Here is a 24,849-nt window from a genome sequence, read left to right on the forward strand (position 1 = left end):
CTTGTTTACAGCCCATTACAGTTTAAATAAGACCCGATGAACAGAACGATAGCCCCTCCCATTAAAGATGCGGTGGATTTTGATATAAAGCTGAAACCATATGAACAGTTCAAACTGGACAATGGTATCCCCGTGTACGTAATGAAATCCGATGAACAGGAAACATTACAACTGGAATTGGTATTTCCGGCAGGCAGCTGGTATGAAAGCGAAAGCCTGGAAGCCGCTGCTACCAACTTCCTGATGAAGAATGGTACCAGCACACACACCGCACAGGAAATAAATGAAAGTGTAGATTATCATGGCGCTTATCTGAATCGTAACGCCTACCATGAAAACGCAACCTACACCCTGCACTGCCTGACGAAACACACAGAAGTACTGCTACCCATATTACAGGAAGTAATTCTTGATCCGATATTTCCGGAAGAAGAGTTAAGTCTGTACAAGCAGAACCAGAAACAAAAACTGGCGGTGAACCTGCTTAAATGCGATTTCGTAGGCAACCGTTTTATTGATAAATACCTGTTTGGTGACTTTCATCCATATGGCCGCGTAAGCACCATGATGGCTTATGATGCCCTGCAAACAGAAGGACTGAAAGCGTTTTATAAAAAGCATTATACTTATAACAACTGCAAGATCTTTGTAGCCGGCAATCAGCCCGCCAACATGATTGCTTTGCTAAACAAATATTTCGGCAGCACACCATGGAATGGAGAGGCACACCTGGTAAAGCTGGACCTGCCTATTCAGCCTGCTGAAGAAAAAAAGTTCAGGATTTTCAATGATGAAAACGGCGTACAGGGCGCGGTACGTATTGCTCGTCATTTCCCCAACCGCTACCATCCTGATTTTCCAAAGATGCTGGTATTAAACACCATATTCGGTGGCTACTTTGGCTCCCGGTTGATGAGCAATATCCGGGAAGAAAAAGGATATACTTATGGCATCTATTCCCAGTTGTACAACTTCCGTCAAACCAGCGCACTGAATATACAAACAGAAGCAGGACGGGATGTTTGTGAAGCGACCATCGGCGAAGTATATAAAGAATTGGTACGCCTGCAGGAAGAACCGGTTCCAAAAGAAGAGCTGGATCTCGTGCGTAACTACATGATAGGATCCATTCTGGGCGACCTGGATGGCGCTTTCCAGTTAATTCAGCGTTGGAAAAACCTGATACTGAATGACCTGGATGAAAATTATTTCTATAATAATATTCAAACAATCAAAACAATTACCGCCGAGGAATTACAACATTTGGCTAAACAATACTTTACACCTGGTGATTTCTATGAATTAGTAGTAATATAAGATATAGTCATCCTGAGAAGAATTTAAAAACGTTTCCATTAATGGAAACGTTTTTATTTTTGGGTAACCTATGTCATACATGTAAACGACAACGGCAAATGAAAAAGAAGCCTCTAAATCCCCCTCCTTTTGATGAAGTAAAAGACCTGTTTCTGGGGGATGCAGAAAACCCAGATATCCAAACTGGAAAACAATAGGCTGGATACCATTTTGAAGGTATCCAATGCGCTGAAACAAAAGTAACTTTCAAGGTACAAATGAAAAATGAAGAGTATCTTTTCATATAAATCAGCATTTATGGAAATTTCAGCAGACTATATTTCAACGAACAAAGAGCTATGGAATAAACGTACGGCCGTTCATGTTACATCTGACTTCTATGACGTACCTGGCTTCCTTAGCGGTAAAACATCGCTGAAGGCAATAGAGCTGGCTTTGCTGGGAGATGTAACGCAACAGGATATCCTGCATCTGCAATGTCATTTTGGACAGGACACCTTATCGCTGGCCAGAATGGGAGCGAAGGTCACCGGCGTTGATCTGTCGGATGCAGCGATACATCAGGCCAATGAATTTACGATGCAATTACAACTGGAAAACAGCGCACGTTTTATCTGTTGTGATCTCTATAGTGCCCCGGCACATTTAACCGGTACATTTGATCGTGTATTTACGTCTTATGGCACTATTGGCTGGCTACCGGACCTGGATAAATGGGCCGCGGTGGTTAATCATTTTCTAAAGCCAGGGGGCTATTTTATTATGGCAGATTTTCATCCGGTACTCTGGATGCTGGATGATCAGTTTAAAGCCATCACATACGATTACTTCAATACAGAAACTATTATAGAAGAAACGGAAGGCACTTATACAGACCGTAGCAGCAACATTCAAAACAAGTCCTATTCCTGGAATCATCCATTGAGTGAAATCATCACCGCATTAACCGGGCAAGGCTTGCAGCTACAAGTGTTCCAGGAGTTTGATTATTCTCCCTATAACTGTTTTAATAACACCGTTGAGAAAGAAGGTCGCTTTTATATCAAGGGAATGGAAGGAAAACTACCAATGGTATATTCATTTAAATTCTTCAAACCTTAATTACATGAAATCTCTTTTTATTTTTCTTTTACTGATGACAGGAGGTATGGCTGCATTTTCACAGTCACAGTCAGAACTGAATAAACAGGCAGCACAGGAATATAAGGATGCTGATAAAAAGCTGAATGAAATCTATCAGCTGATTCTGAAAGATTATGCGCCCAATAAAGCATTTATTCAAAACCTGAAAGATGCGCAGCGTATCTGGATACAATTCCGCGATGCGCAGGTGAAAGCCATGTACCCTGCTTCGTCAAAAAGTTATGGTAGTGTATTTCCTATGTGCAAAGCCAATTACCTGTCCGAATTGACCCATCAACGCACCGAAGCGCTCCGGGTATGGCTGAATGGACTTCCCCAGGGCGATGTCTGTACCGGATCAATCGGTGATAAACAAGCTAATTAAATATTAACATTTTTCAGAATGTTATTTTCGTATATTTGCTGTTCACACAGTACCTATGCGAAACCTAGTCCTATTCCTATTGGTTTTTCTGTGCACCAAAGCGTATTCACAAAAACAACAATCAGCGCTGGACACACTTGAAACCCGCTACCAGCAATGTCTTGGTAATAACCAGCACATGTATAACTGTGCAGTTACTTACTATAAGCAACTGGATAGCTTACTGAATCACACTTTACAACACCTCTATTCCAGCCTCACACCGGGCCGGCAACAACAACTACAGGCAGAACAAGGGGCCTGGGAAGAAAAAAAAGAAGAGTATTTTAAGAAGATAGATGAGCGGGTGGAGAAGATGCATAAACGCACCATGGAAGGCCTGGACGATGACATGATATCAACGGACAATAAAGCCGCCTTTCTAAAAGCACGATTAAGAACACTACTTAATATTTAGTGCTTTTATTATTTGGATATGGTAGCATATCCAAATAATAAAAGCAGCTACTACCGGGGATTACCTACAGTCTTTCCTGATGACGTAACCACCGTTCCGGCATCTCGTTATTACTCGCCATGAGATAGTCATTGTACGCGCAGGGAACAAATTCCCTATCGGGTAACTGCATCCACCAGCGACCGGTTTTTTTGCTTTTCAGAAAAACAGTTTCTATATCAGAGAAGGCTATATGAAATTCCCAGAAAGCATCCCGGTCATCCAGCAAGGCTTCCTTATTTTTTACTGCTCGTCCGTCCATAAAATACCATAGCATTTGAGCTATTTGCCGGGCGGTGAGTTGTTCTTTATCTTTTTCCGGGCGATACCCATAAATACCAAAAGAGGAGAGGCGGCTGCTCATGCCCGCATATCTTGCCAGCGAGCAGGCTTCTTCACCACTAAATCCATTAGGAGAAAGCTGGTTGGCTGGTGCATCAGTATGCCGGATGATGTTAATATCCAGACTGAATAAATCGGAATGCCGCAATACTGGTTCAGCTTCTTCCATATTCTCACGAATACGTCCGAGCCTAAAACAATCGAAGCGTAATTTATCCAGCGTTTCTAACATCCGCGGATGTACGAAATAACTTTGAAAACCAAGATGATTGTAATGCCGGAGGTAATTGGGTTGTTCTGTAAGTATGTCCATTAAAAACCGTTCACTGCGCACATTTGAGTCTTCTTTAAGATCAATCAACGCATCTGCTACGGTGGCCTCAATAATTAGTTGCTGGGAAGCATAGGCCTTATATTGCGGATAGGTGAGGTCATGTGACCCTCCCAAAATAATCACTGTTTTATTAGCTGCTAATAATTCTGCTACAACTGTTTTCATTGCAGCATACGCATCTGCAAGAAAAGCGCCTGACAGCAGGTTGCCCACATCTGCCAGTTTAATATCACGGTGCCAGTTGTACAATCGGAAAAATTCACGGCGAATGGCATCAGGCCCACCTGTATTTGTTTTGCCGGATACACTTCCTCGTTCTTCTCCTACACCCAACAAAATAATATCAGCGGCATCGATGTCCGGCTGGTGATCGTCTTCGTACACATCAATCATACCGCCAACCTGGAATGGATCATATTCCTCGTCATCGTTGAGAAATGCCTTAGAAACAGGATGTAGAAAATCCTGCAGGTGCGAAAAATCTGCCATCAGTAAATTAGATTTAATTGATGGCGAACTTACAACAAGAATTTAAAAAAAAGCAAATCGGACAGATAAGGCAGCGGGTCAAAACTACTATAACGGGAATTTTGTAGAGATAAAGCTACTAGTTCTTGTGAATAATAAATTCGAAAGGCTTATGCGACTTACGTGAAATTGCTTTTTCCAGCACAGATCGTTTGCTGGTAATACGACTCTTGTTACAATCCATAACTTCCATAACTGCACAGAGATAATCCATCGTCTCAATCAACGAAAGCATTTCGCTGATTTGTCTCACCGCAGATTGTATCTGCTGTTCCGTGTACCTATCTTCATGTAGCAAGATTAATAAATCTCTATCTACAGGTTTCATGAATAAAAAATTTGACTGTTCCCCGAAATATTGTTTGGCCAGGTATCAAGGATAATCCAAAAAGATAAGGTAAAAATTGTTAGTTGTCAGCTGTTGTCAAAGTCTTCGTTAGTTGTCAGTTCGTTAGTTGTCAAACAGATCGTTATCAGTGCATTCGTTTTTTATTCATGGTAGGACAACCGCAATCGTTTTTCTTAAAAACCTTACAACCCTCCATTGCTAAACTTCCACATAGAAAAATGACTACAATCCATTTTATACTTTTCATACTACAGTTTAATATACTTAGCTATTATTTAAAAACCTGTCTAAAAGAGTTTACCTTTTCTTAACAATGCCCATTTGTAATTTAAGCTAAATTCGTAAAAAATATTAAATTATTTGTCCACAATCCGAACCGACCGAAAAATTCTTGTAATTCCCCTCGACTGGGGCCTTGGCCACGCCACCCGGGATATTCCCTTGATCCATGAAATGCTAAACGCAGGTTGTCAGGTTTTTATTGCCGCCGAAGGAAAGCATGCCGCTTTATTGCAGCAGGAATTCCCGCAATTGACCATATTTCCACTACCTGGTTATCGCATTAAATATGCACAAAAAGGGGAATTTTTTGGGTTGAAAATTATTCAGCAAATCCCCAAAATATACCGCTCCATAAAGTACGAGCAACAATGGCTGAAGAAGATAGTAGCTGAGTATCAAATAAATGCAGTTATTTCGGACAACCGTTTTGGCTTATACCATAAAAAAATACCCACTGTTTTCATCACACATCAGCTGCTGATAAAAACACCTTTTGGAGGTTGGATAGAGCGGACCCTGCAAAAGATAAATTATAGTTTTATTAACAAATATGGCGCCTGCTGGATCCCTGATTTTGCCGGCGATAATAATCTTTCAGGCGAATTGGCTCACCCCGGCAAGTTACCGCCACATACTACCTATATTGGTTGCCTGAGCCGGTTTGAGCCCAAACCCAATGTGGAAAAAAAATATGATCTGCTGGTATTGATTTCCGGACCAGAACCACAACGGTCCAATCTGGAAAAACTAATCCTGGATCAGATTAAGTCCTTGCAAATCACTGCACTAATCGTAAGTGGTAAGCCTGGTACACCGCAGAATGAACAGGTGGCTCCCGGCGTTACACAGATTAATCACCTGAATGCCAGCGAACTAAATGATGCCATGCTGGCTTCTGACATGGTGTTAAGCCGTTCCGGCTATACTACCCTGATGGACCTGGCAAAATTGAATAAAAAAGCCATACTTATCCCTACACCTGGCCAATCAGAACAGGTATACCTGGGCGAATACCTGATGGAAAAAGGATATTTTTATTCTCTTCCACAAGAACAATTCAATTTGAAAACTGCATTGGAAGAAGCATCCCGCTTTCCATTCCGATCATTTCATCATGAACAGGATATGAACCAGTACCGGCAGGCAGTACAACAATTTGTACAATCCCTGTAACCTTTCTTCACTAAAGGAGGCTGTCTGCGTTAAAACAGACAGCCTCCGGTGATTTGTCACATGGATAATTCATTGTTTACTTCAGCATCACCATGCTGTAATGCAAATTCAAAATTCGTTACCCTCTGCTGGACCTTAAAAAATTCCCATCCCCCGAAATTCAATGAATTCAACCCCTGGCTAAATATTTTTCACCTCCGCACCGGTATAGATTTTATTACCAACGATGGCCACCGGACGTTTCAGAAAAGAATACTCCTGTAGAATAAGGTCCCGGTAGTCAGATTCCTTTAAATCTTTTTCATGTAATCCCATAGGCCTGTACTGCTGGGATCTGCGGCTAAACAGCGACTCATAGCTACCTGACAAGGCATGCATTTCATCCAGTTGTTCCGGCGTAATTTTTTCTTTCTTGATATCCTGTAAAATAAACCCACGCTCTTTTGCATTGGTTTCTTCAAGTATTTTTTTACAGGTGCTGCAGGTAGACAGATGATAAATTTTATTCATTCCTTACTTTTTTTTCAGCACTAAAGTTACACCCTCACCGTATATTGTGGTACTATCTTAATTTTGCAGATTCAAATTAAATCTTGTAGGTTTAGCGATGGAAAAGAAATTATTTTTACTGGACGCCATGGCACTGATTTACAGGGCTTATTACGCCCTGATCAGGAATCCCCGCATCACCAGTGCGGGTCGAAATACCAATGCGCAGTTTGGTTTTACCACTACTTTACTGGATCTCATCAATAAAGAAAAGCCTACTCATATGGCCGTAGCGTTTGACACGCACGCGCCTACTGAGCGTCATACTACCTATACTGATTATAAAGCCAACCGGCAGGATGCACCGGAGGATCTCCTGGATGCATTGCCAGATATTAAACGCATCATAGAAGGGTTTAATATTCCGGTAGTGGAGCTGGATGGCTATGAGGCTGATGACGTAATTGGTACCCTCGCCTGGCAGGCTGCCGATGCTGGTTATACCGTATACATGGTAACACCGGACAAAGACTACGGACAACTGGTGAGAGATAACATCTTTGTCTACAAACCTCCGTACATGGGCAACAAGGAAGAAATCATGGGGCCTAAGGAAATCTGTGAGAAATGGCAGATCAAAGATGTACACCAGGTAATTGATATTTTAGGTCTCATGGGTGATGCCGTGGATAACATTCCGGGCATTGCAGGTATTGGTGAAAAAACCGCCATGAAACTGCTGGCACAATATCATTCCCTGGAAAATGTACTGGAAAATGCCGATAATATTGGCGGGAAAATGGGTGAGAAGATCAAAGCTGGTCGCGACAACGCCATCATGTCTAAGGAACTGGCCACCATTATCACTGATGTACCGGTAAGCTTTCATGAAGAAGACTTCTGCATCAAAGACTGCGATAAAGAAAAACTCACCAGCATATTTACTGAACTGGAATTCAAAACCCTTGGCAAAAGAATCCTGGGTGAGGGATTTGGAGGTAGCGCCAGCCCGGATGCCAAACCAAGAGTGGTGCAAACAGACCTGTTCGGAACAGCCATTGTTACAGAAGAAATTACGGTTACCACAGAGATAGTGGAATCAGGTAATATCCTGATGGCTGATAAAAATATTCACAATACACCGCATCAGTATGAAGTGGTGGATACCCTGGAAAAAAGAAGCGCACTGTTAGCCCAACTGCTGCAGCAGCAGGAAGTTTCTTTTGATACGGAAACCACGGGTACAGACGCGAACGAAGCAGATATTGTAGGAATGAGCTTTGCCTTTAAAAAGGGAGAAGCATATTATATTCCTTTGCCGGCAGATAATACTGCTGCCCGCGCCATTATCCATGAATTCATGCCACTGTTTCAGCACAAAAGCATTATCCTCATAGGGCAAAATGTGAAGTATGATATGTTGATCCTGAAGTGGTATGGAGTGGATATTACTACCGCCGTATTTGACACCATGCTCGCACATTATCTCGTTGAGCCGGAAGGCCGCAGGAGCATGGATGTATTAAGCGCTCAATACCTTGGCTATGAGCCGGTTTCCATAGAATCGCTCATTGGCAAAAAAGGAAAAGGGCAGGGCAACATGCGGGATGTGGAAATTGAAAAGATCAAGGAATATGCGGCGGAAGATGCAGATGTTACCCTGCAACTGAAAGAAGTATTTTTGCCCATGCTGCCTGATAAAGCGGTGGACAAAGTATTTTACGAGATAGAAAACCCGCTGGTACCGGTGCTGACAGACATGGAGTATGAAGGTATCGCTATTGATACCCTGGCGCTGGCAGACTATTCGAAAGAGCTGGAAAAAGAAATCAAACGCGCAGAGGAAAGTGTATACGAACAGGCTGGTGTGCGGTTCAAGTTGGCGTCTCCCAAGCAACTGGGAGAGGTGTTGTTTGAAAAATTACAACTGGACCCTAAAGCCAAGAAAACGCGTACCGGCCAATATGCCACCGGTGAAGATGTGCTGCAAAAGCTCTCCAATAAACATAAAATAGTAGAAGACATTCTCATTTTCCGTGAGCTGAGCAAACTCAAATCTACTTACGTAGACTCGTTACCGTTATTGCTGAATAAACGAACCAATCGTGTACACACTTCCTATAATCAGGCAGTAGCCGTTACAGGGCGTTTAAGCTCCAATAATCCGAACCTGCAGAACATTCCTATCCGCACAGACAGGGGGCGTGAAATACGCAAAGCATTTATTCCGCGCAATGAAGAGTATGTATTGTTATCTGCGGATTACTCACAGATAGAACTGCGTATTATTGCAGCGATCAGTGAGGACAAAGAAATGTCTGCAGCGTTTCAAAATGGAATAGATATTCACACTGCTACTGCGGCCAAGGTATATAATGTAGCGCTGGATGCAGTTACGTCCGATATGCGCCGTAATGCGAAAAGTGTGAACTTCGGGATTATCTATGGTGTAAGTGCTTTCGGATTATCAGAGAACCTCGGTATTCCGCGTGCCGAAGCGAAAATGCTGATCGACAATTATTTTGCGCAATATCCATCTATCAAGCAATACATGGAAGACCAGGTGAAGTTTGCGCAGGAGAATGGTTATGTGCAAACCCTGTTGGGCAGGAAAAGATGGTTGAAAGATATCAACTCTTCCAACGCGGTAGTGCGTGGCTTCGCAGAGAGGAATGCGATCAATATGCCTATTCAGGGTACTGCGGCCGATATGATTAAGCTGGCCATGATATCGATCCATAAAGCATTTAAGGAACAAAACCTTAAGTCCCGTATGCTCCTGCAGGTGCATGATGAATTGGTGTTTGATGCACATCGTTCCGAATTAGAGATTATTAAACCCCTTATATTAGATCTTATGCGTAATGCCTTACCACTATCTGTTCCCGTAGAAGCAGAAATGGGTATTGGTAACAACTGGCTGGAAGCGCATTGATACAGCTTTTAGCGGTTAGCTTTTAGCTTTTGGCCAATACAGCGAATGATCTTCGCTGTATTGGCCAAAAGCTAAAAAGCTTGCTCCCGCTATTGTATTTCCCAAAACAGTTTACTAGTTTTCAAACATGATCCAAACACCTCGACTACAATTGTTGCCGTGCTCACTAGAGCATTTCGAATTGCTATTACAGGGCAACGATCATCTGGCCGACCTGCTTGGCATTTCTATTCAGGACGGGTGGACAGAATATCCGGAAATGGTCCTGGTAGCATATGATAAGTTACGCAATGATCCCGCCATGCTGGGCTGGTTCTTTTACCTGGTATTACATCGCGCCGATAAGCGCCTGATTGGTGCAGGCGGATTTAAAGGCAAGCCCAATGAAGAAGGGCTGGTAGAAATGGGTTATGAAATAACCGCAGATTACCGGGAAAAAGGACTGGGCACAGAAATGGCAGAAGCCCTGATCAGATTTGCCTTTGGGCATTCTTACGTAAAACGTGTGATTGCCCATACAGAGGAAGAATACAATGCTTCCGTTAAAATATTACAAAAAGCAGGAATGCGATTTGTGGGTACCATTAAAAATAAAGAAGGAGAAGATCTCTGGGAATGGGAGATTACCCGGGGACAATACCAGGAAAAATAACTGTAATTCGTCTGAACAATGTTAAATCAGTAGCTGTAGCAAGCTCCGTTCATCCATCTTTTCACCAGTCAAATACCTGCTTTCCCTTATTTTTGGTCCTTGTCTTAAAAATCAATCATTATACACCATGAAGAAATGGATGATGTGTGCAGCCATGCTTTGCAGCATAGGAGCATTTGCACAAAACAGTACCAATGTGGAAGGAAGCAAATACCAGTTCACTGTTTTAAAGAATCTGGATGCGGGTGATGTGCAGAACCAGGGACGTACTGGTACTTGCTGGTCTTTCTCCGGCTTGTCTTTTTTTGAATCAGAAATACTGCGCACCGGCAAAAACAAGGGCTTGAATCTCAGCGAAATGTATGTGGTACGCAAAATGTACCCCTTGAAAGCTGCGAATTATGTACGTATGCACGGTAAAGCTAACTTCGGTGAAGGTGGTGGATTCCCGGATGATTTGTTGTGCCTCCGCGAATACGGCCTGGTTCCACAGAGCGTATACGATGGTAACAAAGACAAAATGTATAACCACGCCGAAATGGAAAGTCTCCTGGAAGGTATGGCCAACAAAATCGGTAATGCCTCCGGCACTATCAACCCTAACTGGTCTAAAGCTTTTGATGGTGTCCTGAATGCCTATATGGGAGAAGCACCTGAGAAATTCCAGTATAACGGTAAAAGCTACACGCCACAGTCGTTTGCAAAAGAACTGGGTATCAATGCAGATGACTATGTGCTGATTTCTTCTTTTACACACCATCCTTACAATTCACAGTTTGTACTGGAAGTTCCGGACAACTGGAACTGGGAGAAAGTATACAACGTAAACCTGAATGACTTTACTAACATCGCTGAAAATGCCATCCTGAATGGTTACTCCATCGCATGGGCTGCAGATGTAAGTGAAAAAGGCTTCAATTTTAAAGATGGCCTGGCGATCGTTCCTGAAAAGGATTGGGCCGACATGTCTGCTGAAGAAAAAAGAAACGCGTTCCTGGTGCCAGGTAAAGAAAAAACCATCACTCCTGAACTGCGTCAGCAGGCTTTCGATAACTTCGAAACACAGGATGATCACGGTATGCACATTGTCGGTCTGGCAAAAGATCAGAACGGCAACAAATACTTCCGTGTGAAAAACTCCTGGGGTACAGACAATCCTGGCCAGGGATATTTCTATGCTTCTGAACCTTACTTCGCATATAAAACCACCTGCTTCATGGTAAACAAAAAAGCTTTACCAGCAGATGTTGCAAAGAAACTGGGTATCAAATAATAGCCATTGGCCATTAGCAGTTAGCTTTTAGTAAATGCAGCGAATATCTATATTTTATCATCCCTTACATTTACTAAAAGCTAACTGCCAATAGCTAACCGCCAAGAAAAATATATTTGCTTCCAGCAACTATATTTAGTTGACAAGGTCAATCATTACCGGCCAACATCAACATGACAAAAGATTTTAATGCTTTCCTTCCAGCTGCTGTGTGTAAGAATAATTACCTAAGCGGAGTTTTACCGGCAAGCCTGTATGCTTTTGCCAGGTCCATTCCTGTTTGCAGAAAAAACCGAAGTGTTGCCGATAATAAGTATCCGGAGCCATTATATAAACAGGGTAAACGGGTGAGGGAGCAGGCGGGAGATAGGTGGTTTTAGTAACCGGTAATAACTTCACTGGCTTCAGTGCAAATGTTTGTGCCCCGGCAACTTTGCTGCCCAACACAATACCAACGATCAATACCCACCATCTACTTTTCATAAAAATTATTTTATCAGGATATTTCCTCGAAACTGCCAATTCCTTCACGGATCAATACCGGTTCTGCACCAGTACAATCTACCACTGTGGAAAACGCCATGCCTCCGGGGCCGCCATCTACTACAATGTCTACCTGCTTTCCAAACTTCTCATAAATGATTTCCGGATCTGTATATTCTTCTACATAATCTTCTATGGGCAGGGTAGTACTCATCAGTGGATTACCCAGCTCCTTTACAATCGTGCGGCAAATATTATTGTCCGGCACCCTTATACCTACAGTGTCTTTCTTCGTCTTCAGCAACTTGGGCACCAACCGGCTGGCTGGCAAAATAAAAGTGTATGGACCCGGCAATGCTTTCTTCAGCATCCTGAATATAGGCGTATCCACACYCTTCGCATAATCAGATAAATGACTCAGGTCATAACAGATGAAGGAAAAGTGCGCCTTTTTAGGGTCTATCTGTTTAATCCGCGCTATACGTTCTATGGCTTTATGTTGGGTAATATCACAGCCTAAACCGTATACCGTATCAGTAGGGTAAATAATGATCCCTCCATCTTTCAAACACTCTACAATTGTTTTCAAATGGCGCGGATTCGGGTTATCAGGGTGTACGTTTAATAGCATATATAAAGTTAACGATTGTGTTTCACTTTCAGCTTTTTAGCCTACCTTTCGGCCCGATTTTTCTAAACCTACGCGATGAATTTAAAAGGCATTGTACCCAGAACGTGGAGGAGATTGAGGAGAGTACTACTGGTTTTAATTGTTGCACAATTTGTTTATATCATCCTGTTGAAATGGGTGAATCCGCCTGTTACCATCACTGAAATCTCCAGCTGGTTTAGTCTCTGGGGAACAGATAAAAAACTGCAAAAAACATGGGTAAGCTATGATGAAATATCACAGCACGCCAAACTCGCGGTGATAGCCAGCGAAGATCAGCTCTTCACCGACCATAACGGCTTTGACTTCAAGTCTATTGAAAAGGCAATGAAGCATAACCAACAGAGTAAAAAAATAAAAGGAGCCAGCACCATCAGTCAGCAGGTAGCAAAAAATGTATTCCTCTGGCAGGGTCGTAGCTGGTTTCGGAAAGGCCTGGAAGTATACTTTACTTTCATGATTGAAAAAATATGGGGCAAGCAACGTATCCTGGAAGTGTATCTTAATGTAGCAGAAATGGGAGAAGGCATATTTGGTGTAGAAGCCGCCGCCCAGGCCAATTATAATAAAAATGCGGCCAGTCTTAACCGCGAAGAAGCAGCAATGATAGCCGCCTGTTTGCCCAATCCCGTTAAATACACGATTAATCCACCGGCAAGAATTACCAGTTACCGTCAACGCAAAATCCTGGTACAAATGCGTAACCTGGCGCCTGATGCGGATATTATGGAACTGGTAACGGGTAGAAAATAATTATGCCTGGTCGAGTAATTGCTGTACAGTCGCAATAGCAAGCGCTTCGCGCTCTTCATAAGTCCCCCTGATTTCCTGCCAGCGGGCACCGGAAGCCATCACAATATCTTTATAAATATTATAGAAATAAGTACGCATGTCCGGATCAGGATATTCTCTCTGTGGATCTTCTTCCCAGGGCAGATCAATGTAAGTCAGCAGATAGAGATCACAGTGTTGTTTGGCAATCTGCTTTAAGATGCGGGGATCACAATTGCCGTATTTATGCTCACTCCATACTTTTATTACGTACAAATCAGTATCACAAATAAGGACCTTATTTGCCTTCATGGCCTGTTGATGTTCCAGTGCTATCTGACCGGCAGCTATTTCCAGCAGATCGTTTTGCTCATAAGGACGATCGAGCTGGTCGATATATTCACGGGCATACTCCGGCGTCCACACTGTATTAAAATGAACCGCCAGCTTTTCGCTGAGGGTGCTCTTGCCTGTAGATTCAGGCCCTATAACAACTACTTTCTTCATTGATGAGAAGTTTCTCTTTGCTGCACAATTGCTCTCCAACCAATATATCCGAATATGGCAATGATAAATAAAAACACGGTGAGCAGCGCTGTCAGATAAAGGTGCTTATAAAACAGCAATGGTATGGCCACCAGGTTAGATATATTCAGCAATATCCAATTTTCCAGTTTTCGCTTTGCCAACAACCACATGCCTGCGCAGGCACTGGCAGAAACAAAAGCATCCATTACCGGTACATTGGAATCAGAAAAACGGCTTAACAGGAAGTAGAAAATCCCCCAGCCGGCCAGCGCGATAAAAATGGCGGTAGATAACTCCCTGCCGTTACTTCTCATAATAGGAGTAGCTGGTTCTGCTGGGCCTTTCTTTGCCCAGTATATCCAGCCGTATACGCTCATGATGAGGTAGTAGGCATTCAGTGTGGCATCGGCATACAGCTTAAAATGCTCACGTGACAGGAGATAAGTGTAAATACCAGTACTGATAATACCCGTAGGATATACCAGGATATTATTATTTTTTTGAAAGATGACCGACAAGACAGCAAAGAATACGGCTATTCCTTCCAGTAAAGTCATTTGATGCAGGCCGTCCAAAAAGCCCTGGTATAAATCATTCATAGTGCGAAAGTGGATAAATTTTCCCAGATGTTGTCAATAGTTGCTGCCTCAAATTTCCGCAGCAACTATTAACAACAAAACTATTTTTTCTCTCCAATCAGTGTTCCCGATACATTCCAGAAACTCTGGCTGCTACCTTCAGGCTTGCCCTGTGGAATAGCCACCTGTATAGTATGCAACCCGGGCGTGATATCCGGCAGCGAAATAATTACCGGTGACGTAAGGGTGCCCGGACACCAGTTGGAACGACTCAGATCAGAAGAGGATAAGCCGTTGCCGAAGTTGCCGGAAGCCGGATTAGACAGGCGATAAGTGGCACAATCTGTCCGCCATGGAATAAAATGATAGATCCGTTTACCGTCTACAAAAATTTCATTCTGTTTGGGGTTGAATTCATCGCCGCCACCCCAGCCGCCATGACCGGTAGTAAGGAACCGCAGTTGCACGTTCCTAAGTCCTTCCGGAATATTCACTGTCACCTTCAGAGAATCTTTGTCGAACAGGGTAGCATATTCCTGTCCGGCCATTTCCATCAGGTTAGTCGTGTTGAAGATTGGGTATATCCAGTTGGGGGTGGCGCGGTTTTCATCTTCGGCATCACCTGGATAATATTTAAGGCTAAGGCTTACTTTATGGCCACCTTTATCATAGTTGCCGATATATACACCCAACCATACATCGCCCTGGAGGCGATTATGCAGCTCTGTAATATCCTGTTTATAGATCACTGAATCTGCCCAGTTATAACCGGCTATTTTCACCTGGTTATTAAACTGTCTTACCCCAAATGGTGTAAAGAAGCGCAGTATTTCCAATGCCGGTAAATAGTTATCTGTAGCTACCATACCATGGTATGGACTACCGTTGTTGGCTGTGAATAACGGTAAGGCCTGTACGCCTTTTTGTAACCCATCCAGGAAAGAGGTCGCTTTGTCTGCCGGTATCATAAATACGGAACCCGTTCTGTCGTAAGCATCGCCATTAGAGTATTGGGTAAGCTCTGCAAAAAGTGTTTCCCCTTTCTTAACCGCAGGCAACGATACTTTTTTCAGTATCACTGTACCGCCGGCATAGTGATAGGTTTGATTTAATTGTTCTCCCTGTGGATTGGCTGGATTATTTCCCCAGCTGATCTGCTCCTGGTTGAAAACAGGAAGGGTAGTATAACGGCTGTCGATTACCTGCCTCATGTAGGCGGCATCATTTACCATAGTACCTGTATTGGTTGGCCAGGCCAACTCTGCGTCTGTTATTTTACGATAGGTTATTTTCTTTGCCAGGGTTTCGCTGTTACCGTTGCGTACGATTTTAAGCACCAGTCCCAGGCCTGGAGCAATCGTGATATTAGGCGTTCCTTTCAATGTCAGGGCATTGGTGTACCATACTTCAATGGTATTGGAACGGATAAAGAGTTTTGCTTTCTTACAAACATATCCCAGGATAGTAGCGGTATCAGGCAGTAATTCCGGCGCGGCGTATTCGCTAAACGGTTTTTTCAGCGTGTATACTTCGTTATTAGGAAGACTTAACACCTGCAAGCTAGCCTGTTCAGACATTTGCAGGAATTGTTGTTCTTTTTGTTTCCCGTTGCCAGCAACAATATGGGCGCGCTGATGATCAATGAACAACTGCAGTTCATTGCCGGGTATGGTTTTACCGTTGCTGCCGAAGCCATAGGTAATAACGGCGGATGCACTATCCACACCTTTCTTTCTTTGGGCCTGTACCGGCTGCATGGCGATGGCCAGGCCGGCAAATACCAGTAATAATCCTTTCATCTGCTTTTTTAGCTTTTATTCGTCTGCGTGCAGTGGTGAGTATTTATCAACCCCAACGGCTACACGCTAAAAAAAAGCACAGCCATTAAGACTGTGCTTTCGTTTAACACTATCATTCACTCAACTATGGCTTATTCGGCTTCTGCCACCACTTCCTTCACTTCAGGGATCATACGCTTCATCATGCCTTCAATGCCGGCTTTGAGCGTAATCATGGAAGAGGGACAGCCTGAGCAAGAACCTTGCAACATCAGTGTTACCGTACCGTTGTCGTAATCTTTGAACTGAATGGCGCCGCCATCCATTTCTACAGCCGGTTTCACGTAGTTTTCAAGTAATTCCTTGATACGTTTTACCACATCCGTGTCATCTGCACTCACTTCATTGCTGGCAGTGTCTTTGGTAATCACTACCTCATCTTCGTTGATAACAGGGCGGGAGTCTTCCAGGTATTCCTTCAGGAAGGCTTTTACCGTAGGAATTATATCGTTCCAGTCAGTTTCGCTGGTTTTGGTAAGCGTAATAAAGTTAGCCATAATAAACACCCCTCTAATGAAAGGGAAGCTAAACAACTCGATGGCTAAAGGAGATGGTTTAGCGCTGGCTTCATCCGGGAAATCAATGCTTTTACCTGGATACAGGAGTTTGTTTGCCACAAACTTCATGGTTTCCGGGTTAGGCGTCATTTCTGTATATATGCTGATGATTGGATTTCCTGTTTTAATCATTTTATCCTAATTTACTTATGCAAAGGTAACATTTTTCGGGCAGATTTTCGGGATGCATCCAAACGTGTGCTATTGAAAATAACAATCTGGTCATAGGCATCATTGATATCCCCCGCCACACCTCAATCTTCCTAATTATACAATTTTTTTGTCATGCTACTGAAAGAACTTTCGCCGAAAATCCAATCCGCGCTCAATCAACAGGTAGAAATGGAAGCAGCCTCTTCCCAATATTATCTTGCTATGGCTTCCTGGTCTGAAGTAGAGGGCTTTAATGGGGTGGCTCAATTCTTATACCGTCACTCTGATGAAGAACGGACACACATGCTCAAATTGCTGAAATTCATTAACGAACGAGGAGGACATGGCCTGGTACCTGCCCTGAAACAGCCTACGGTAAAGTTCAAAAACATCCATGAAATTTTTGAACAGGTGTTTAGCCATGAGCTGGCAGTATCCAAAGAAATTAATAACCTGGTAGATATGTGCCTCAGCGAAAAAGATTATGCCACCCATAACTTTTTACAATGGTATGTAACTGAACAGATTGAAGAAGAGCGCCTGGCTCGCCACATCCTCGACAAATTAAAGCTGATAGGAGAGGATAAAGGTGGTCTGTATATTTTTGACCGCGACCTGGCCACACTGGATACCAACGAAAGACATTAAAACATTACAGTATTCAACATCTATTTATTGCGGCCCACTTATTACTTTTGTAACAGATATGCAAACAACGAAAGTATTAAAAGCACGCAAAAGGATAGCACTGATTGCTCACGATCACAAAAAAGCTGAGCTGATCGAGTGGGCTATCTATAATAAAACGGTATTAAGTCGCCATGAACTATATGCTACCGGCACTACCGGCCTGCTGATAGAACAGGCGCTGGACGTATCTGTAAGAAAGTTACTGAGTGGCCCCCTGGGCGGTGATCAACAAATCGGAGCCCTGGTGGCCACCGGGGAACTGGACGTCATTATTTTCTTCTGGGATCCCATGGAAGCGTTGCCACATGATCCGGATATCAAAGCCTTACTCCGTTTGGGGGTAGTGTGGAATATCCCGATGGCCAGCAACCGCGCCTCCGCCGACTTCCTGCTTACATCTCCCCTGATGCACCAGGAATATGAGGCTACCTTGCCGGATTACAGTCAGTATACCAAGAGAAAGGTATAACTCCGTTCATCCGTTTTCCTCTCTTTATAAATTTTCACCACTTTAGCGGGTAGCTACTACCCGAATTTTCCGTACTTTAAAGAAAAGCTTCGGGAATGAGAATTGTTTTTACCCTTTTCATCACTACTATACTGGTTAGTATCAGCTTATTGTGCTCCGCACAAAGTGATAGCAGCAAAGCCTCCCGCGACTCGCTGGCGGATACACAACTGGTACTTACCACCCGCCTGCTCCGGGAAAATGATTCCCTCCAAAAAGCAGATGAAGCACAAAAGAAAGCTTTGCAGCAACAACTCCTCCTCAGCAACGATAACGACAACCGAAAAAAAGAACTGCAACAAAAGCTCAACTCCTTTGAACAGGCCGACTCCCTGAAAAAAGCAGCCAATCTGCTACGTATTAATCAGCTGAAAGCCACTCATAGCGGCTTTCCCGTAGTCCCTTTCGGCGATACCCTTTTTTATATTTACAATAAACTGGGGCCATTGCAACCCAGCGACAGAGCCCAGAATATCAATCGCAAACTCGCAAAACTATCTGATGACCCGTTTTTTGCTGCTGACTCCATTCGCGCTATACAAAATGAAAACAATATAGATGTTGCCTATAATGATCTGGTGCTGTTAAGTGTTACTGATGATGATGCACTGTGGCTTAGCCAGGATAAAATGGCGGTGGCACAGGATTATGCAGCTATCATCAAAAAAGCCATATTACAGGAAAAGAAAGATAACAGCCTTCAAAGTATACTTATTCGAATAGGCTGGCTGCTATTGATTATCGTGATATTTTCCACGATTGTATATGGCATTAACCGGCTGTTCAAACGGCTGCGCAAAAAAATTGTCAGAGAAAAAGACCGGTACTTCAAAGGTGTGAAAGTAAAAGAATATGCCCTGCTGAATCAGCAAAAGCAGGTAGGGATTGTATTTAATGTTCTCCGCATCGCACGGATTATCTTTATCCTGTTCATCTTCTACATTACCTTACCTTTTGTATTCAGCATATTTCCCTGGACTAAAGGCATCGCGGATAAACTCATCGACTGGACATTGTCCCCCGTTAAATCAATATTCCTGGGCTTTGTTCATTATCTCCCTAAATTACTTACTATCCTGGTGATATACCTTATTACCCGATACCTGGTAAAACTGGTGAACTACCTCGCAGAAGAAATCGCTACCGGCAACTTAACGATCAATGGCTTTTACGCAGACTGGGCAAGGCCTACCGCCAGCGGCATCAAGTTCCTGTTATATGCATTTATGTTTGTTGTGGTGTTTCCTTACCTCCCTGGATCCGACTCAAAAATATTTCAGGGCGTATCTGTTTTCCTTGGCATCCTGTTCTCACTGGGCTCTTCCTCCGCTATTTCAAATGTGATAGCGGGCTTTGTAATTACTTATATGCGTCCCTTTAAAATCGGCGACCGTGTGAAAATAGGGGAGATCACCGGTGATGTTATTGAAAAAAATTTACTGGTCACCAGGTTACGCACCATAAAAAATGAAGAAATCACGGTCCCCAATGCCAGTATATTAAGCGGCCATACCATCAACTTTACCACTTCCAGTAAGGATCTGGGGCTAATACTGCATACCACTGTTACTATTGGCTATGATGTGCCCTGGAAACAGGTACATGAAATGCTGATTGGCGCTGCCATGGCAACAAACGGTATTATGAAAGACAGAACGCCTTTTGTATTGCAAACAAGTCTGGACGATTTTGCTATTGCCTATGAAATCAACGTCTATACCGACCATTCACATAAAATGGCCCTGATCTATTCAGATCTGCATCGCAACATCATCGATCATTTCAATGCCGCCGGCGTGGAAATTATGTCGCCACATTTCATTGCTCACAGAGACGGAAATACGAGTACAGTACCGCCGGAATACCTGGCAGATGATTATAAAGCGCCGGTGATGAAGGTGAAGGTAGAAAAAGAATAAATACGCTATCTTCATAAGAATCACATAATTATATCGCATCAGCCCCGGTTTTTGCTATTTTCGCATCTTACGGTTAAAAGTAAGGCAGATGTTGAAGCAATTTATAGCAGGTACAATTCTATGGATCATTCTGATGCAGCAGTCGTGGGCGCAATTGCCACCCAAACGCGAATTAAGGGCCGTTTGGATAGCCACTGTTGAAAATATTGACTGGCCATCCCGGCGCGGGCTGAGTACAGAACAACAAAAGCAGGAATTCATCGCTTTACTTGATCAGCAACAACGTAATGGCATGAATGCAGTGGTAGTACAGGTTCGTCCGGCTACAGATGCTTTTTATCCTTCTCCATACGAACCCTGGTCTGAATACCTTACCGGTGTGCAGGGACAGGCGCCCAATCCATATTACGATCCTTTGCAGTTCATGGTAGAGGAAACCCATAAACGCGGCATGGAGTTTCACGCCTGGTTTAACCCATACCGTGCTGTGTTCAACGTAAGCCGCAGCAGTGTGGCTCCCAATCACATTACCCGCCTGAAACCACAATGGTTCCTCACTTATGATGGCAAGAAATATTTTGATCCGGGCATTCCTGAAGTACGTGAATATGTTACCATGGTTATCCGGGATGTGGTAAAACGATATGACATTGATGCCGTACACTTCGATGATTACTTCTATCCGTATCGTGCGCCGGGGAAAGAGTTTCCTGATAACAGCTCTTATCGTTTATATGGTAATAACATGATGAAGGATGATTGGCGCCGCGCCAATGTAGATGCGATCATACAGCTGTTGAGTGTGGCTATCAAGGCAGAAAAACCCTGGGTGAAATTCGGTATCAGTCCTTTTGGCGTATGGCGTAATAAAGATAAAGATCCGGAAGGTTCCTACACTAAAGGCGGCCAAACCAACTATGACGACCTGTATGCAGATATCCTGAAGTGGCTGAAAAAAGGGTGGATTGATTATGTAGCACCACAATTATACTGGGAACGGGGACACCGGCTGGTAGATTACGAAATATTGCTGAACTGGTGGGGACAACACAGCTACGGCCGGCAGGTGTATATTGGTCATGGTGTATACCGTATTAACAGCAATGCTGCCTGGAAAAATCCAAACGAGATACCTGCTCAGGTAGAAGAAGCCAGGACATTAAACACTATCCAGGGAAGTATTTTTTATAGCGCTGCTTCTTTCAGAGGAAATCCTCTCGGCATAGAAACGCTGTTGCGCAATGGCATTTTTAAATATCCGGCATTGAGACCGATTATGTCGTGGCTACCTAAACAAACGCCGGAAGCACCTTATTTCATTGATGCCTTTGAGCGGCCCGGTGGACTGGAAATACACTGGTCGGATGACGATACCAGTGGCCATACCAAACAATATGTACTGTATCGCTTTGAGCAAAATGAAGCGATTAATGTAAGCGACCCAACGAAAATCCTCACCATTCTGGATCAGATGCCTGATCCAGTGTATAAAGACATTACCTATGTAAAGGGGAAAACGTACATCTATGTAGTGACTGCCCTGGACAGGATGCAAAATGAGAGTTTATTGGGAGAGCCCTTACGGGTACAGATAAAAAACGGGAGGGCTGTTTTCCTGTTTGAACCATAACCTCATAGCGAAATTAATTGAATTGTCTTACCCGGTTATGGGCCAAAAACATTGGTTCAGTACAGGTTGATAATTTGAATGGGGGCAAGGAAAAAATTATTACAACCATCCCTCTCGATAAGCAAAAATTTTTCGCATAAAGCATATAAATCGTGTGGTCCGCAGGTTTGACCTCATTTCCCCTTTCGGGAAAAACCGGCGGTTACATGCTAAAGGGATAGTTACGCGTCCTTCACTTTTCTTTGCTTTTGTTTTTCGGCTATTTTTGACTGCGATTGTTATTGCTTGATCAGTATCTGGTTCCTATACTAACACCTATACTGTAACCCTTTTAATTGTCAAAAGATTAATTATCTCAACAATGAATTTAAACACTAAATTTTTTACCTGCGTTGCCGCAGGTGCCGTTTTTTTGTCGGCGTGCACAAAAGATCCTACTACCCCGGAAGATGGCACAAAAATATCTGCCTCTACTATGGGCAAAATCAATGCTTTGGGCTTTGATACGCTAAATGCAATAAAACTAAATGGAGGTTATGTAGTAGAGGGGGATCTTTTTTTAACTGAAAAAGACCTGGACAGCAAACAAGGATATACCGCCCTGTTTATCGCTGATGCCGACCAATACAAATTATCTTACACACTGACGGCATTGCCCCGTATAATCAATATCTCGGCAACAGGTTTGCCAACCGCTTATTCAAATGCGCTGGATATTGCGATTGCAAGATATAATGCACTTAATCTGCGTGTTACCTTTAAAAAAGTAGCCAATTCTTCAGAAGCAGATATTCAGATTAAAGATGGTAAACTGGGTGGCCCGCAGGTATTAACTCCAGCCTATCCTGCTGTTTCCAGAAACCCATCCAGTCCGGTAACCCTGGACGTAACCGCACTGGGAACGAACCTGGATGAAAAACGGCTGGCAACATTGATTGCCCATGAAATTGGTCACGCTATTGGAATCAGGCATACTACCTATGCAGACAATCTTTACCATTGTACTTATACACAGGTAGCTAAAGCAAACGATACTCAGGTAGATCTCATAAAAATTGATGGCACACCTACCAGTGGAGCAGCTTTTAGCTGGATGTCCGGTTGTTTAAATAATGAGGATCATCCGTTTAATCCAAATGACGTAGTTGCCTTAAATCAGTTTTATGGCAATTTATCCGGTAATTTCAATGTCCCTACTGCTACTTATAGAAAAGGCACCAAAGAGCTGCACTTATTCTTAAGAAGCAAGAACAATACACTTCTGGAGAAAGTATACACCCCTGCTACTGGCTGGTCTGCCTGGACTGACCTGGGAGGAACGCTTACTTCAGATCCTTCTGCCACTTCCCGCGATGAAAACAATATTGCTGTTTTTGCAAAAGGAGCATCCAATAATCTCATCTTCAAAACCTGGACCCCGAATGGCGGATGGAGTCAATGGACAGACCTTGGTGGTTACTTCTTTTCGGCTCCCAATGCTGCATCAAGAGGTGCCGATTTTATCAACGTACTGGTAAGAGGCGCTAATGACGTTTTGCAAACCAGGTATTATGTAGAAGGAGAGGGCTGGCACGAATGGCAGAACTTTGTGACGAATGTATCTTCAGCTGCCACCAGCGCTTCCCGCTATATCAACTCAATAGAGATGTATGCGCAGGACAATGCCAATCACCTGGTACAGGGAATATGGACAAAAGAGAGTGATAGAACAGTATGGAGCAATTTGGGTGGTTCTATTTATTCCGCTCCTGCTGCTACTGCAAGAGGATATCTTAATGTAGATATTTTTGCTTTGGGCAATAACCATCAACTTATCACTACTAATTGGTCTGTTACCGACAGCTGGAAAAGTTGGAATCGTATTGGTGCCAGCATTTATTCTGCACCGGCAGTAGCGTCTCCGGACTCCCTGTCAATGGATATCTTTGTTAAAGGACCTAGTGATAACCTGATTCAGCGCACCTGGACAAAAGCCAATGGTTACGGTCCATGGCTTAGTTTGTAATTCGATCGCAATAAAATATTACCCGTTAGGGCCAACCAAATAGACTTTGGTTGGCCCTTCTTCTTTATCCCTGGTTTTCTTTTCGGAACAAACCCTTTTCGGATCAAGTTGAAAACCTGGGGGATATCTTTTTTCAATATGCTCTAAATGCCCATACTCTTCCGTTTGCGATTGTCAAATCCCTACTACACTAGCTTTGAATATTATACAATACGCCATACACTCTCTTTAGCTAATCTTCAATTTGCCCCGAAAACACCCTCCCCGAATTATCTTATATTTATAGTAATCAAAATAATCTCTCATGGCAACACAAATGTCTATCCTTCCCTTTACGGGAAAACTCGGTCCTCTCATTGGGTATAAGCGCAATGGCAAATACTTCCTGCGCTCCATGCCGGAAAGCGTGCAGCAAACGGCTGCTACCCGCCGCGCATCCCGTCGCTTTGGCATCGCCAGTAGAAAAGGCGCTTTTATCCGGCATGCTTTCTACCCCCACCTGGATATCCATTGTGATGGTGGCCACATCAATCGTCTCAACAGGCTGCTCATTGCTGCCGGCGATTATCACGAAGCCATCACAGGTTTCCGCTTCAATCAGCATACAGGAGTAGATCGTTTTTTTCCGGTGGCTCCGCGGCTTTTGAGTAACGGGATATTAAATATTCCTGCACAAACCATCGACGGGTATAAAGGTATTGCTGCCCTGGAAGTAAAAGTGATCGCAACGCGTATTGATTTTATATCACGCCAGGTGGCGGGTAGCGAAACGGTCACGCTAATGATAGATCCGGATACCACTTTCCAGGAAACAAATGTTTCGCTGGATGTACCCGGGCAGG

At 43.4% G+C, this 24,849-nt stretch carries 24 protein-coding genes; 15 read left to right on the top strand and 9 right to left on the bottom strand.

All coding sequences use genetic code 11. The annotated features are described in order from the left end of the window. Window positions 1–36: 36 nt before the first annotated feature. The 4 genes from AB4Z08_RS34455 (at window position 37) to AB4Z08_RS34470 (ending at window position 3,281) form a co-directional block, all read left to right on the top strand. A complete protein-coding gene (locus AB4Z08_RS34455) occupies window positions 37–1,317 on the top strand; it encodes a M16 family metallopeptidase (protein ID WP_441578327.1) in 1,281 nt (426 codons plus the stop codon). Window positions 1,318–1,614: 297 nt separating this feature from the next. Further along, window positions 1,615–2,418, top strand: coding sequence for a class I SAM-dependent methyltransferase (locus tag AB4Z08_RS34460; RefSeq protein WP_441578328.1), 804 nt, complete (start codon window positions 1,615–1,617; stop codon window positions 2,416–2,418). A gap of 4 nt (window positions 2,419–2,422) precedes the next feature. Next, window positions 2,423–2,824, top strand: coding sequence for a lysozyme inhibitor LprI family protein (locus tag AB4Z08_RS34465; protein ID WP_441578329.1), 402 nt, complete (start codon window positions 2,423–2,425; stop codon window positions 2,822–2,824). A 55-nt stretch (window positions 2,825–2,879) separates the two neighbouring features. Continuing rightward, window positions 2,880–3,281, top strand: a complete 402-nt coding sequence (locus AB4Z08_RS34470) for a lysozyme inhibitor LprI family protein (RefSeq protein ID WP_441578330.1) — start codon at window positions 2,880–2,882, stop codon at window positions 3,279–3,281. Window positions 3,282–3,345: 64 nt separating this feature from the next. Here AB4Z08_RS34470 and AB4Z08_RS34475 read toward each other — a convergent pair whose 3' ends face one another. After that, a complete protein-coding gene (locus AB4Z08_RS34475; RefSeq protein WP_441578331.1) occupies window positions 3,346–4,485 on the bottom strand; it encodes a formimidoylglutamase in 1,140 nt (379 codons plus the stop codon). A 118-nt stretch (window positions 4,486–4,603) separates the two neighbouring features. Beyond that, the gene (locus tag AB4Z08_RS34480) at window positions 4,604–4,852 is read right to left on the bottom strand and encodes a hypothetical protein (protein WP_089764628.1); all 249 of its coding nucleotides are present in this window, start codon (window positions 4,850–4,852) and stop codon (window positions 4,604–4,606) included. 381 nt (window positions 4,853–5,233) lie between these two features. Here AB4Z08_RS34480 and AB4Z08_RS34485 point away from each other — a divergent pair, with 381 nt between their 5' ends. Beyond that, window positions 5,234–6,328: a glycosyltransferase gene (locus AB4Z08_RS34485; protein ID WP_441578332.1), complete on the top strand. Its 1,095-nt coding sequence runs from the start codon at window positions 5,234–5,236 to the stop codon at window positions 6,326–6,328. A gap of 180 nt (window positions 6,329–6,508) precedes the next feature. Here the strand turns inward: AB4Z08_RS34485 and AB4Z08_RS34490 are convergent, their stop codons facing one another. Then, window positions 6,509–6,838, bottom strand: a complete 330-nt coding sequence (locus tag AB4Z08_RS34490; protein ID WP_441578333.1) for an arsenate reductase family protein — start codon at window positions 6,836–6,838, stop codon at window positions 6,509–6,511. Window positions 6,839–6,935: 97 nt separating this feature from the next. Between AB4Z08_RS34490 and polA the strand changes: the two genes are divergently transcribed. The 3 genes from polA to AB4Z08_RS34505 all read left to right on the top strand — a co-directional run bounded on the left by polA (window position 6,936) and on the right by AB4Z08_RS34505 (window position 11,677). Then, complete coding sequence (gene polA / locus AB4Z08_RS34495) at window positions 6,936–9,752, top strand: DNA polymerase I (protein WP_441578334.1); 2,817 nt, start codon at window positions 6,936–6,938, stop codon at window positions 9,750–9,752. 127 nt (window positions 9,753–9,879) lie between these two features. After that, complete coding sequence (locus tag AB4Z08_RS34500; protein ID WP_441578335.1) at window positions 9,880–10,404, top strand: GNAT family N-acetyltransferase; 525 nt, start codon at window positions 9,880–9,882, stop codon at window positions 10,402–10,404. 127 nt (window positions 10,405–10,531) lie between these two features. Continuing rightward, window positions 10,532–11,677, top strand: a complete 1,146-nt coding sequence (locus AB4Z08_RS34505; RefSeq protein ID WP_441578336.1) for an aminopeptidase C — start codon at window positions 10,532–10,534, stop codon at window positions 11,675–11,677. Between the two features lie 186 nt (window positions 11,678–11,863). Here AB4Z08_RS34505 and AB4Z08_RS34510 read toward each other — a convergent pair whose 3' ends face one another. Next, a complete protein-coding gene (locus AB4Z08_RS34510) occupies window positions 11,864–12,160 on the bottom strand; it encodes a hypothetical protein (RefSeq protein WP_441578337.1) in 297 nt (98 codons plus the stop codon). A 13-nt stretch (window positions 12,161–12,173) separates the two neighbouring features. After that, the gene (locus tag AB4Z08_RS34515) at window positions 12,174–12,791 is read right to left on the bottom strand and encodes an L-threonylcarbamoyladenylate synthase (RefSeq protein ID WP_441578338.1); all 618 of its coding nucleotides are present in this window, start codon (window positions 12,789–12,791) and stop codon (window positions 12,174–12,176) included. 75 nt (window positions 12,792–12,866) lie between these two features. Here AB4Z08_RS34515 and mtgA point away from each other — a divergent pair, with 75 nt between their 5' ends. Then, a complete protein-coding gene (mtgA, locus tag AB4Z08_RS34520; protein ID WP_441578339.1) occupies window positions 12,867–13,583 on the top strand; it encodes a monofunctional biosynthetic peptidoglycan transglycosylase in 717 nt (238 codons plus the stop codon). Here the strand turns inward: mtgA and AB4Z08_RS34525 are convergent, their stop codons facing one another. The 4 genes from AB4Z08_RS34525 to AB4Z08_RS34540 form a co-directional block, all read right to left on the bottom strand. Beyond that, window positions 13,584–14,108, bottom strand: a complete 525-nt coding sequence (locus tag AB4Z08_RS34525; protein WP_441578340.1) for an AAA family ATPase — start codon at window positions 14,106–14,108, stop codon at window positions 13,584–13,586. Then, window positions 14,105–14,728 carry a nicotinamide riboside transporter PnuC gene (pnuC, locus tag AB4Z08_RS34530; RefSeq protein WP_441578341.1) on the bottom strand — a complete coding sequence of 208 codons (624 nt, stop codon included), beginning with the start codon at window positions 14,726–14,728 and terminating at the stop codon, window positions 14,105–14,107. The genes AB4Z08_RS34525 and pnuC overlap by 4 nt, the downstream gene beginning before the upstream one ends. 80 nt (window positions 14,729–14,808) lie before the next feature. Further along, window positions 14,809–16,506, bottom strand: coding sequence for a PNGase F N-terminal domain-containing protein (locus AB4Z08_RS34535; RefSeq protein ID WP_441578342.1), 1,698 nt, complete (start codon window positions 16,504–16,506; stop codon window positions 14,809–14,811). A gap of 131 nt (window positions 16,507–16,637) precedes the next feature. Further along, window positions 16,638–17,234: a NifU family protein gene (locus AB4Z08_RS34540; protein WP_133807858.1), complete on the bottom strand. Its 597-nt coding sequence runs from the start codon at window positions 17,232–17,234 to the stop codon at window positions 16,638–16,640. A gap of 153 nt (window positions 17,235–17,387) precedes the next feature. On the opposite strand from AB4Z08_RS34540, the gene AB4Z08_RS34545 reads away from it, so the two are divergent. The 6 genes from AB4Z08_RS34545 to AB4Z08_RS34570 all read left to right on the top strand — a co-directional run. Further along, window positions 17,388–17,903, top strand: a complete 516-nt coding sequence (locus AB4Z08_RS34545) for a ferritin (protein ID WP_331965408.1) — start codon at window positions 17,388–17,390, stop codon at window positions 17,901–17,903. Between the two features lie 58 nt (window positions 17,904–17,961). Continuing rightward, a complete protein-coding gene (locus tag AB4Z08_RS34550; protein ID WP_349258196.1) occupies window positions 17,962–18,414 on the top strand; it encodes a methylglyoxal synthase in 453 nt (150 codons plus the stop codon). Between the two features lie 95 nt (window positions 18,415–18,509). Further along, window positions 18,510–20,372 (top strand): mechanosensitive ion channel family protein, encoded by a 1,863-nt coding sequence (locus tag AB4Z08_RS34555; RefSeq protein WP_441578343.1) that lies wholly within the window; start codon window positions 18,510–18,512, stop codon window positions 20,370–20,372. An 88-nt stretch (window positions 20,373–20,460) separates the two neighbouring features. After that, window positions 20,461–22,002 (top strand): glycoside hydrolase family 10 protein, encoded by a 1,542-nt coding sequence (locus AB4Z08_RS34560; RefSeq protein WP_441578344.1) that lies wholly within the window; start codon window positions 20,461–20,463, stop codon window positions 22,000–22,002. Window positions 22,003–22,363: 361 nt separating this feature from the next. Continuing rightward, the gene (locus AB4Z08_RS34565) at window positions 22,364–24,007 is read left to right on the top strand and encodes a M57 family metalloprotease (protein WP_441578345.1); all 1,644 of its coding nucleotides are present in this window, start codon (window positions 22,364–22,366) and stop codon (window positions 24,005–24,007) included. Between the two features lie 304 nt (window positions 24,008–24,311). Then, window positions 24,312–24,849, top strand: a 538-nt coding sequence (locus AB4Z08_RS34570; RefSeq protein WP_441578346.1) for a hypothetical protein, incomplete at its 3' end; no start/stop codon positions are given.

The organism is Chitinophaga sp. RAB17 (assembly GCF_052114225.1).
Lineage (GTDB): Bacteria > Bacteroidota > Bacteroidia > Chitinophagales > Chitinophagaceae > Chitinophaga.